Source organism: Pseudomonas sp. S12(2018) (assembly GCF_024355235.1).
Lineage (GTDB): Bacteria > Pseudomonadota > Gammaproteobacteria > Pseudomonadales > Pseudomonadaceae > Aquipseudomonas > Aquipseudomonas palmensis.
Window position 1 is genome coordinate 784,214 of record NZ_QLAD01000001.1, and the last position, 10,721, is coordinate 794,934.

Sequence of the window (10,721 nt, forward strand, 5' to 3'; positions counted from 1 at the left end):
GCTGACTCCTGGCTCAAAGGGCCTTGACTGCGAGGATTTCCACCTCGAAGTTCAGGGTCTTGCCGGCCAGCGGGTGGTTGAAGTCGATGGTCACTTGCGCGTCATCGAACGCCTTCACCACGCCGGGCAACTCGGCGTTGGCCGCGTCGTTGAAAATCACCAGCAGGCCCTCGGACAACTCCATGTCCTGGAACTGCGAGCGGGGAATGATCTGCACGTTCTGCGGGTTCGGCTGACCGAAGGCGTTCTCCGGTGCCACGCTGACGGTGCGCTTGTCGCCGGCCTTGAAGCCGAAGATAGCGGCTTCGAAGCCCGGCAGCAGGTTGCCGTCGCCGACCTTGAACACCGCCGGAGCCTTCTCGAAGGTGCTGTCGACAGTATCACCGTTTTCCAGGTGCAGCGCGAAGTGCAGGGTGACTTCGGTGTTCTGGCCGATACGGGTATCAGTCATGGACGGGTTCTCCGGACTTTTTGCTCTTGAACATATCCAGCGCCAGCATCACGGCGCCCACGCTGATGGCGCTGTCGGCCAGGTTGAAGGCCGGGAAGTACCAGCGGTTCTGCCAATGCACGAGGATGAAGTCGACCACGTGGCCGAGCACGATGCGGTCGTACAGGTTGCCCAGCGCACCGCCCAGCACCAGGGCCAACGCAACGGCCAGCCAGGTGTCGTCGCGGCCCAGGCGCTTGAGCCACACCACCAGCACCGCACTGACCACCAGGGCGATCAGGGCGAACAGCCAGCGCTGCCAGCCGGAGCTGTCGGCCAGGAAGCTGAAGGCCGCACCGGTGTTGTAGGCCAAGGTCCAGCTAAAGTAGTCGGGGATGACCACGATCTGCTGGTACAGGCTCAGCGCACCTTCGAAGTAGTGCTTGCTGGCCTGGTCCAGGACCAGTACCAGCAGGCTCAGCCACAGCCAGGCGAGGCGCCCGAAGCGCCCCACGTTGGGGTTAGGCATAGTGACGCACCTCACCTTTGCCGCTGATGTTGTCGACGCAACGACCGCAGATTTCCGGATGCTCCGGGTTCACGCCCACGTCGGCGCGGAAGTGCCAGCAACGGCCGCACTTGGCGTGACCCGACTTGACCACCTTGAGCTTGAGGCCGGCCACTTCGGTAACCACGGCATCGGCCGGGGCTTCGACGAACGGCGCCACGCTGGCTGCCGAGGTGATCAGCACGAACCGCAGTTCGTTGCCCAGCTTGTTCAGGTCGGTGCTCAGGGCCTCATCGGCGAACAGGGTGACTTCGGCTTGCAGGTTGCCGCCGATGGCCTTGGCCGCACGCTGGTTCTCCAGCTCCTTGTTGACCGCAGCCTTGACGGCCATCACGCGGTCCCAGTAGGCGCGGTCCAGCTCGATGCCTTCCGGCAGCTCGGTCAGGCCCTGGTACCAGGTGTTGAGCATGACCGACTCGTTGCGCTCGCCCGGCAGGTACTGCCACAGCTCGTCGGCGGTGAACGCCAGGATCGGTGCGATCCAGCGCACCAGCGCTTCGCTGATGTGGTACAGCGCGGTCTGGCACGAGCGGCGCGCGACACTGTTGGCGCCGGTGGTGTACTGGCGGTCCTTGATGATGTCGAGGTAGAAGCCGCCCAGCTCCTGCACGCAGAAGTTGTGGATCTTGGAGTAGACGTTCCAGAAACGGTACTCGCCGTAGTGCTCTTCCAGCTCGCGCTGCAGTAGCAGGGTACGGTCGACCGCCCAGCGGTCCAGCGCCAGCATGTCGTCGGCCGGCAGCAGGTCGCGGGCCGGGTCGAAGCCGGACAGGTTGGAGAGCAGGAAGCGCGCGGTGTTGCGGATGCGCCGGTAGGCGTCGGCGCTGCGCTGCAGGATCTGGTCGGAAACCGCCATCTCGCCGGAGTAGTCGGTGGCCGATACCCACAGGCGCATGATGTCGGCACCCAGGGTGTCGTTGACCTTCTGCGGCTCGATGGTGTTGCCCAGCGACTTGGACATCTTGCGGCCGTTCTCGTCCACGGTGAAGCCGTGGGTCAGCAGCTCGCGGTACGGCGCATGGCCGTCGATGGCGCAGCCGGTGAGCAGCGAGGAGTGGAACCAGCCGCGGTGCTGGTCGGAACCTTCCAGGTACAGGTCGGCGCGCGGGCCGCTTTCGTGGCCGATGTTGTGCGAGCCACGCAGCACGTGCCAGTGGGTGGTACCGGAGTCGAACCACACGTCCAGGGTGTCGGCGATCTTGTCGTACTGGCCGGCTTCGTCACCGAGCAGTTCGGCGGCGTCCATCTTGAACCAGGCTTCGATGCCCTCGAGCTCGACGCGCTGGGCCACCTGCTCCATCAGTTCGACGGTGCGCGGGTGCAGTTCACCGGTCTGCTTGTGCAGGAAGAACGGGATCGGCACACCCCAGTTGCGCTGACGCGAGATGCACCAGTCCGGGCGGTTGGCGATCATCGAATGCAGGCGCGCCTGGCCCCAGGCCGGCACGAACTTGGTTTCTTCGATGGCGTTGAGGGCGCGCTTGCGCAGGGTTTCGCCGCTGTCAGGCTGCTTGTCCATGCCCACGAACCACTGCGCGGTGGCGCGGTAGATCAGCGGAGTCTTGTGGCGCCAGCAGTGCATGTAGCTGTGGCTGATGGTGTCGGTGAACATCAGCGCGCCGACTTCGGCGAGCTTGTCGACGATGTGCGGGTTGGCCTTCCAGATGAACTGGCCACCGAAGAATTCCAGCGAGTCGACGTACACGCCGTTGCTCTGCACCGGGGTGAGGATGTCGTCGTTGACCATGCCGTAGCGCTTGCAGGTCACGAAGTCGTCTTCACCGTAGGCCGGGGCCGAGTGGACCACGCCGGTACCGGCGCCCAGCTCGACGTACTCGGCCAGGTAGACCGGCGACAGGCGATCGTACAGAGGGTGACGGAAGTTGATCAGCTCCAGTGCAGAGCCCGGCGCGGTGGCGATCACCGAACCTTCCAGCGAGTAGCGCTTGAGGCAGGCTTCGACCAGCTCTTCGGCCAGCACCAGCAGCTTGTCGCCGACGTCCACCAGGGCATAGCTGAACTCGGGGTGCACGTTCAGCGCCTGGTTGGCGGGGATGGTCCACGGGGTGGTGGTCCAGATCACGATGGCGGCGGGCTTGGCCAGCGACGACAGGCCGAAGGCCTGGGCCAGCCGCGCTTCGTCGGCCACGTTGAAGGCCACGTCGATGGTCTGGGACTTCTTGTCGGCGTATTCGACCTCGGCTTCGGCCAGGGCCGAACCGCAATCGAAGCACCAGTTCACGGGCTTGAGGCCCTTGAACACGAAACCGTGCTTGACCATTTCGGCCAGGGCGCGGATTTCGCCGGCTTCGTTGGCGAAGTCCATGGTCTTGTAGGGGTTGTCCCAGTCACCCAGCACGCCCAGGCGGATGAATTCCTTCTTCTGCCCTTCGATCTGCTCGGCCGCGTAGGCACGGCACAGCTCGCGGGTCTTGTCCGCGGTGAGGTGCTTGCCGTGGGTCACTTCGACCTTGTGCTCGATCGGCAGGCCATGGCAGTCCCAACCCGGCACGTACGGCGCATCGTAGCCGGCCAGGGTCTTGGACCGCGAGATCATGTCCTTGAGAATCTTGTTGAGCGCGTGACCGATGTGGATCTTGCCGTTGGCGTAGGGCGGGCCGTCGTGCAGCACGAACTTCGGACGATCCTTGCCAATTTCGCGCAGCTTCTGGTACAGGCCAATGCTGTCCCAGCGCTGCAGGATCTGCGGTTCGCGCTGTGGCAGGCCGGCCTTCATCGGGAAGGCGGTGTCCGGAAGGTTTAGCGTGGCTTTATAGTCGGTCATTTCAGGCTCTTCGTTAGCGGTTGACCGTGCCAATGGGCACGTGCGGCGGCGATATCCGCATCGATCGCCGACTTCAGCGCCTCCAGGGAGGCGAATCGCTGCTCATCGCGCAGCTTGTGGTGGAATTCCACCGTGAGACGCCGGCCATACAGATCGCCGGCAAAATCCAGGAGATGCACTTCCAGGTGGGCGCGGCCATCACCTGCAACGCTGGGGCGCACGCCGATGTTGGCGACACCCGGCCACGCCTGGCCATCGAGTTCGACGCTGACCAGGTACACCCCGGTGAGCGGTACGCGATGACGCTTGAGTTGTATGTTGGCTGTGGGCCAACCCAGCTGGCGCGCCAGCTTCTGCCCATGCAGCACCCGGCCGCGGATGCGGAACGGGCGGCCCAGCAGACGCTCGGCCACGACAAAGTCGGCACGCGCCAGTGCTTCGCGCACCTGCGTGCTGCTGACCCGCAGGCCCTCGAGCTCCACGGTTTGCGCCGCTTCCACGGTGAAGCCGTGGCGCAGGCCGGCCTGCTGCAGGAACGTGAAGTCACCCACCCGGTCGCAGCCGAACCGGAAGTCGTCACCGACCTCCAGGTGCTGCACGCCCAGGCCGTCGACCAGGATGGTGTCGACGAATTCGGCGGCGCTGAGCTTGCACAGGCGCTGGTTGAACGCCAGGCACAGCACCCGGTCGATGCCTTCGGCGGCCAACAGGGCGACCTTGTCGTGCAGGCGGGCCAGGCGCGCAGGCGCGGTGTCCGGTGCAAAGTACTCACGCGGCTGTGGCTCGAAAATCACCACGCAGCTGGGTACGCCCAGCGCTACCGCGCGCTCACGCAAACGCGCCAGGATAGCCTGGTGACCGCGGTGAACACCGTCGAAGTTGCCGATAGTGGCAACACAGCCCCGATGCTCGGGGCGAAGGTTGTGAAGGCCTCGAACCAGCTGCATAACGCGCTTCTTGCTCATAAAGTGGTCGATTATAACCACACCCGGGCGCCGACGACAGGCAGCAGCGCGATGCCAGGGCGTCTAAAACACAAAACCGACGCCTGACCCGCGCCGGCCATCAGTGCAGCGCCTTGCGGGCGAAGTCCCGTGGACGAAAACCAAACAGGTACAGGCAACCGAAATAGGTCACCACGCCTGCGCCAATCAGTACGCCCAGGCGCAGGAACCGCTCGAGCATGTGCCCCTGCTCCCAGGCAGGCATGTACCACATGCCTGCCACCAGCACACCGGCCATCAGCAGTACGGCCACCAGCAACTTGAGCAGGTAGGCGGTCCAGCCCGGCTGCGGCTCGAACAGGTTCTGCTGGCGCAGCTTCCAGTACAGCAGGCCGGCATTGAGGCAGGCGCCGACACTGATCGCCAGGGCCAGCCCGGCATGCTGCAGGTAGCCGATGAACACCAGGTTGAGCAGTTGCGTGGCCACCAGGGTGAAGATGGCGATCTTCACCGGTGTACGGATGTTCTGCTGAGCATAGAAGCCAGGGGCGAGCACCTTGACCAGTATGATGCCGAGCAGGCCGACCGAGTAGGCGATCAGCGCGCGCTGGGTCATGGCGGCATCGAAGGCGGTGAACTTGCCGTACTGGAACAGGGCCACCGTCAGCGGCTCGGACAGGATTGCCAGGGCAAAGGTGCAAGGCAACACCAGCAAGAAGCACAGGCGCAGGCCCCAGTCGAGGATGCGCGAATACTCGTGGCGATCCTTGCTGGCGTAGGTCTTGGCCAGGGTCGGCAGCAGGATGGTGCCCAGCGCCACGCCCAGCACCCCGGAGGGCAGCTCCATCAGGCGGTCGGCGTAGTACATCCACGACACCGAGCCGGCCACCAGAAACGAGGCGAAGATGGTGTTGATGATCAGCGAGATCTGGCTTACCGACACCCCGAGGATGGCTGGCAGCATCTGCTTGAGCACGCGCCATACCCCGGTATCGCGCAGGTTCAGGCGGGGCAGCACGAGCATGCCGATCTTTTTGAGGTGCGGCAGCTGGTACAGCAGCTGCAACAGGCCGCCGGCCAGTACCGCCCAGCCCAGGGCCATCACCGGCGGATCGAAGTACGGGGTGAGGAACAGCGCGAAGAAGATCATCGCGACGTTGAGCAGGGTCGGCACGAAGGCCGGTACCGAGAAACGGTTCCAGGTGTTGAGGATGGCGCCCGCCAGGGACGACAGCGAGATCAGCAATATATAAGGAAAGGTCACACGCAGCAGGTCGGTGGTCAGCTCGAACTTCTCGGCGCTGTCGACGAAGCCCGGCGCGGTGACCCACACCACCCAGGGTGCGGCCAGGATCCCCAGCGCCGTGACCACCGCCAGCACCAGGGTCAGCAGGCCGGCGACATAGGCCACGAAGGTGCGGGTCGCCTCCTCGCCCTGCTGGCTTTTGTATTCGGCCAGGATCGGCACGAACGCCTGAGAAAACGCCCCCTCGGCAAAGATTCGCCGCAGCAGGTTGGGCAGCTTGAAGGCAATGAAAAAGGCGTCGGTGGCAACACCGGCGCCGAAGATGCGCGCCAGGATGGTATCGCGGACAAAGCCCAGCACGCGCGACACCATGGTGATGGAACTGACTGCAGCCAGGGACTTGAGGAGATTCATCGAAAGATTTTCATGCCATATGGATGAAGGAGAGGCCTAAACGGCATCCAAGTATGCGATACTCCGCCGCGCAAAGCAGACAGAGCAAAACTCCCGAGTTTACAGGTCATGCGCCAGAAGGGAATCATCCCCTCCAGCGAATCGACCGCTCAGCGGAACCTAACAAGCGCCCTTGACAACCGATCAACTCATCGGCATGATTCGCGGCCTATTTTGTTTGCTATTTACCAAGTCTTTCGAGGAGCTCGACGGTGGCCAACTCACCTTCCGCCAAAAAACGTGCAAAACAGGCTGAGAAGCGTCGCAGCCACAACGCCAGCCTGCGTTCCATGGTTCGCACCTACATCAAGAATGTAGTCAAGGCCATCGACGCAAAAGACGCCGAAAAAGCGCAAGCTGCTTACATCCTGGCTGTTCCAGTTATCGACCGCATGGCCGATAAAGGCATCATCCACAAGAACAAGGCTGCTCGCCATAAAGGCCGTCTGAATGGCCACATCAAGGCACTGAAGATTGCTGCAGCTGCCTAAGCGACGCTTGTTAAAAAACCGACCCTAGGGTCGGTTTTTTATTGCCTGCGATTTGATGATGCCGGGAAGACAAGGCCGCTCCCTTCGCCGACCAGGCTGACTCCTGCAGGAGACGGCCTGGTCGGCGAAGGGCTATGCCTTGCCTACTTGCCGAGCGGGATCTTCGGCGCCCATTGCAGCCATTCGTCCTCGGCCTTGTCGAACAGGGCAAAGGTCTGCTGCGGCAACGCTGCGTTGCCCATCTTGTCGCCGTCTGGCGTGGCGAAGGCAATGCCACCCTCGATCAGGGTCTCCAGCGACTCGGTACGCACCGTAGCGCCCTTGAACAGGCCGATATCGAAGCCGAAGCCACTGCTGTTCCAGAAACGGCTGCCACCGCGCACGAGCGAGGCGTAGCGTGGCTCGATCAGGATATGGATCAGCACGCGATCCGCTGTCTGCCCCAGCTCGTACCCCGTGACCTTGCCCACCGGCACTTCACGGTAGGTGACCGGCACACCGACCTTGATCGACCCGCGTCGAGCAGCGCTGAGCACCACCGGCAGGCCAGCCTCGCGAGCGGTCAGGTCCGGTGGCTCGGGCAAGGCCACGAAGTTGCGCTGCGGGCCCTGATTCTTCGCCGCCGGTTGCACTTCAAGGTACTGACCGGTGACCAGCGTCTCCAGGTTGGCCGTCTTGACGATACCCAGCGCCGGCTTGACTACCCAGAACTGCGTGCCCACACGCGCAATACGCTCGGGCACCTCGGTGATCTGCGCCTTGAGCGTCACCGACTGCAGGTCCTCCGCCAGGTCCACCGCTTCGACCTTGCCGACATCCAGCCCCTTGAAGCGTATGGGGGTGCCGACCTTGAGGCCGTCCGCACGGTCCACCTTGATGGTGATGCTGGTGCCTTTGCGATCCGCCGCTTCCTGGTTGGCCAGCAGGCGGAAGGTGGGGATACGACGCTTGAGCGGTACATTCTGTTTCGGCGTATCGAAGGCGATGCCACCGGCCATCAGACTCTGCAGCGACTCGCTCTTGATCTGGATGCCCGACAGGCCGCCAGTCAGAGTAATGCCGCTGGCGTTCCAGAAACGCGTCGAACCATTGACCAGGTTGGCGTACTCCGGCTCGATGTGCACGCCAATCAGCAGGCGTTGCTGCTTCCTGGAGAACTGGTAGCTTTGCACGCTACCCACCTTTACCTGCCGATACAGGATCGGGCTGCCAACCTCGAGCGAGCCCAGGTTGTCGCTGAACAGCACAAGGTGCAGGCCGGGCGCCTTCAGATCGAGGGGCGGGGCCTTGGCCCGGGCTTCGAATTCACGCTGAGGCGAGGCGCCCTTGTCGCCGGGACGGATAGCAATGTAGTTGCCCTTTACCAACGCCTCCAGGCCGGTGATACCCGCCAGGGAGATCGACGGCTTGACCACCCAGAACTGGGTGCCTTCGACCAGGTAGTCCTCGGCCAGCGGGTCCAGGGTCAGCTCGGCCATGGCACTGGAGAGGTCGGCATCGACCTTCAGGGCTTTCAGCGAACCTACCTGTATACCTTTGTACATGACCGGCGTACGGCCCGCCTGCAGGCCCTCGAAGTCGCTCAGCTTGACCTTGACCCGGATACCCGCCTGGGCGGCGTCGAAGTCTTCGAAAAGACGGAACGGCAGGTTCGGGTCGGTGGGCGGGCTGTCCTTGCGGTGCTCGGGGGTAGCGAATGCGATACCGCCGGCAACGATGCTGGCCAGGGACTCGCTGCGCACCTTCACGCCCGACAGGTTGGCATCGATGCTCACGCCGCTGGCGTTCCAGAAACGCGTGTGCTTGCGCACCAGGTCGGCATAGCCCGGCTCGATGAACACCTTGATCTCGACCGTACCCTGGTCGTCGGAGAGCTTGTAGCTCTTCACCCGGCCAACCTGGATCTGCTTGTAGAACACGGGGCTGTCACGGTTGAGCGACCCCAGACGATCGGCCTTGAGGGTCAGATGCAGGCCGGGCACGCTGTCGGACATCGGTGGTGCTTCGCTCAACGCATTGAAACGCTTGCTCGGCTCGCCATCGCCCGGGCTCACGGCAATGTAGTTGCCTGATACCAGCGTCTCCAGCCCGGTAATCCCGGCCAGGCTCACGTTTGGCTTGACCAGCCAGAAGCGAGTGTTCTTGCGCAGGTGCTCCTCGGCCACCTGGTTCATCTCGATGGTGGCGATGACACCTTTGTTGCGGCCTTTGTCGTCAAGTACCAGGCTCTTGACCTTACCCACCGACATGCCCTTGTAGACCACCTCGGTCTTGTTGGCGACGATACCCTCGCCGCTCTCGAAGCGAACCTCGATGTTCACCCCCGCTTCACGGTAGGCCTGCCAGCCGAGCCACCCACCGATCACCAATGCGATCAGGGGCAGAATCCAGATGGCCGACCAGTTCGAAGCTGGGCGGGTTTTAGCCGTAGGCAAATCACTCATGGTCGTCATCCGACTCCGTGTTATCCCAAATCAGTCGGGGATCGAAAGTTACTGCAGCAAGCATTGTCAGAATCACCACACTGGCAAAGGCGACGGCCCCCAGGTTGGCTTCGACACTGGCAATCCGGCCGAAATTCACCACCGCCACCAGGATCGCGATGACGAAGATATCCAGCATCGACCAGCGGCCGATGAATTCGATGAAGCGATACATCACGATGCGCTGGCGTGCCGACAGCGGCTGGTGGCGCTGCACCGAATACAGCAGCAGGGCGATGCCCACCAGCTTGAAGGTAGGTACCAGAATACTGGCGATGAACACCACGGCCGCGATCGGCAGCATGCCGTGCTGCATCAGGGTGATGACGCCGGACATGATGGTGTCGGGGCTGCCCTGCCCCAGGGTGCTGACCGTCATGATCGGCAGCACGTTGGCCGGTATGTACAGGATGGCCGCGCTAATCAGCAGCGCCCAGGTGCGGGCCAGGCTGTTGGGCCGGCGTGCATGCACCAGCGCCCCGCAGCGTGTGCAGGTCTGGCTGCTGGCGTCCGCCTCCTGGCGGTTGAGCTCATGACACTCGGTACAGATCAGTATTCCTGCGTCAATCGCCCGCATGCACATCTTCTCCCGACAAGGCTACCCAGATCTGGTGGGGGGACATCACCACTTCCAGCCAGACCTGAACCAGCAACAAACTGACAAAACACAGCAAGCCAAGCCCTAGGCTGAGTTCGGCCATATCCACCAGCTTGACGATGGCGACCAGTACGCCCATGAGGTAGACCTCAAGCATGCCCCAGTCGCGCATGTGGTGATAAAAACGGTAAAGAAGCAGGCCGTAGCTGCGGCCCCTGTTCAAGCGGATGGTCAGCAACACGACCAGCTGACACAGCAGCTTGAGCAGTGGAATGGCCATGCTGCACAGGAACACCACCACCGCCACGCCACCCATGCCGCTGTTGTACAGGCCGATCACACCGCTCCACACCGTGTCATCGGAGTTCTGGCCCAACAGATGGAGTTGCATGATCGGCAGAAAGTTCGCCGGCACGTAGAGCAGCAAGGCCGCCAGTACCAGGGCCAGGCTGCGCTCGACCACATTGTGCCGATGGGCGTACAACTCATAGCCGCAGCGCGGGCATTGCGCTTTTTCATCCGTCTTGAGCTCGGGCTTGCGCAGCAGCAGGTCGCATTCGTGGCACGCCACCAATTGATCCAGCGGCAAGCCTGCGAGTGAATCGCGATCGTCAGGGTCGGGCATAGAAGGGTTCTGAGTAAAAACGTCGGGGCCTATTCTAGTGTCGTTGCCCCAATTGTGGGAGCACAACCGCGCAGGAGCCAGCTTTGGCGCAGAACAGG

9 protein-coding genes are annotated in these 10,721 nt (G+C 63.0%); 1 reads left to right on the forward strand and 8 read right to left on the reverse strand.

Going from position 1 to position 10,721, the window contains the following annotated elements; translation table 11 throughout:
- Positions 1-13: 13 nt before the first annotated feature.
- From fkpB to murJ, 5 genes are all read right to left on the reverse strand, one after another.
- On the reverse strand, positions 14-451 hold the full coding sequence (gene fkpB, locus DN388_RS03780) for an FKBP-type peptidyl-prolyl cis-trans isomerase (RefSeq protein ID WP_054914918.1): 438 nt from the start codon (positions 449-451) through the stop codon (positions 14-16).
- Positions 444-959 carry a signal peptidase II gene (lspA, locus tag DN388_RS03785; RefSeq protein WP_043860308.1) on the reverse strand — a complete coding sequence of 172 codons (516 nt, stop codon included), beginning with the start codon at positions 957-959 and terminating at the stop codon, positions 444-446. The genes fkpB and lspA overlap by 8 nt, the downstream gene beginning before the upstream one ends.
- Positions 952-3,783 carry an isoleucine--tRNA ligase gene (gene ileS, locus DN388_RS03790; protein ID WP_043860307.1) on the reverse strand — a complete coding sequence of 944 codons (2,832 nt, stop codon included), beginning with the start codon at positions 3,781-3,783 and terminating at the stop codon, positions 952-954. Before ileS ends, lspA begins: the two co-directional genes overlap by 8 nt.
- Complete coding sequence (gene ribF, locus DN388_RS03795) at positions 3,780-4,730, reverse strand: bifunctional riboflavin kinase/FAD synthetase (RefSeq protein WP_168186867.1); 951 nt, start codon at positions 4,728-4,730, stop codon at positions 3,780-3,782. Before ribF ends, ileS begins: the two co-directional genes overlap by 4 nt.
- Positions 4,731-4,848: 118 nt before the next feature.
- The gene (gene murJ, locus DN388_RS03800) at positions 4,849-6,387 is read right to left on the reverse strand and encodes a murein biosynthesis integral membrane protein MurJ (protein WP_043860305.1); all 1,539 of its coding nucleotides are present in this window, start codon (positions 6,385-6,387) and stop codon (positions 4,849-4,851) included.
- Between the two features lie 251 nt (positions 6,388-6,638).
- Here murJ and rpsT point away from each other — a divergent pair, with 251 nt between their 5' ends.
- A complete protein-coding gene (rpsT, locus tag DN388_RS03805; protein WP_043860304.1) occupies positions 6,639-6,917 on the forward strand; it encodes a 30S ribosomal protein S20 in 279 nt (92 codons plus the stop codon).
- Between the two features lie 143 nt (positions 6,918-7,060).
- Here the strand turns inward: rpsT and DN388_RS03810 are convergent, their stop codons facing one another.
- Genes DN388_RS03810 through DN388_RS03820 form a run of 3 tightly spaced genes read right to left on the reverse strand, consistent with a single transcriptional unit; the run spans position 7,061 to position 10,623 of the window.
- Positions 7,061-9,361, reverse strand: coding sequence for a PqiB family protein (locus DN388_RS03810; RefSeq protein WP_078479466.1), 2,301 nt, complete (start codon positions 9,359-9,361; stop codon positions 7,061-7,063).
- Positions 9,354-9,977 carry a paraquat-inducible protein A gene (locus DN388_RS03815; protein WP_254996787.1) on the reverse strand — a complete coding sequence of 208 codons (624 nt, stop codon included), beginning with the start codon at positions 9,975-9,977 and terminating at the stop codon, positions 9,354-9,356. The genes DN388_RS03810 and DN388_RS03815 overlap by 8 nt, the downstream gene beginning before the upstream one ends.
- Entirely contained in the window at positions 9,964-10,623 is a 660-nt protein-coding gene (locus DN388_RS03820) for a paraquat-inducible protein A (protein WP_043860301.1), read from the reverse strand. Before DN388_RS03820 ends, DN388_RS03815 begins: the two co-directional genes overlap by 14 nt.
- Positions 10,624-10,721: the final 98 nt, after the last annotated feature.

Excerpts from the sequence above, each read along its gene's own strand:
- fkpB (WP_054914918.1), bottom strand. The coding sequence starts at position 451 with ATGACTGATACCCGTATCGGCCAGAACACCGAAGTCACCCTGCACTTC.
- lspA (WP_043860308.1), bottom strand. The coding sequence starts at position 959 with ATGCCTAACCCCAACGTGGGGCGCTTCGGGCGCCTCGCCTGGCTGTGG.
- ileS (WP_043860307.1), bottom strand. The coding sequence starts at position 3,783 with ATGACCGACTATAAAGCCACGCTAAACCTTCCGGACACCGCCTTCCCG.
- ribF (WP_168186867.1), bottom strand. The coding sequence starts at position 4,730 with ATGCAGCTGGTTCGAGGCCTTCACAACCTTCGCCCCGAGCATCGGGGC.
- murJ (WP_043860305.1), bottom strand. The coding sequence starts at position 6,387 with ATGAATCTCCTCAAGTCCCTGGCTGCAGTCAGTTCCATCACCATGGTG.
- DN388_RS03810 (WP_078479466.1), bottom strand. The coding sequence starts at position 9,361 with ATGAGTGATTTGCCTACGGCTAAAACCCGCCCAGCTTCGAACTGGTCG.
- DN388_RS03815 (WP_254996787.1), bottom strand. The coding sequence starts at position 9,977 with ATGCGGGCGATTGACGCAGGAATACTGATCTGTACCGAGTGTCATGAG.
- DN388_RS03820 (WP_043860301.1), bottom strand. The coding sequence starts at position 10,623 with ATGCCCGACCCTGACGATCGCGATTCACTCGCAGGCTTGCCGCTGGAT.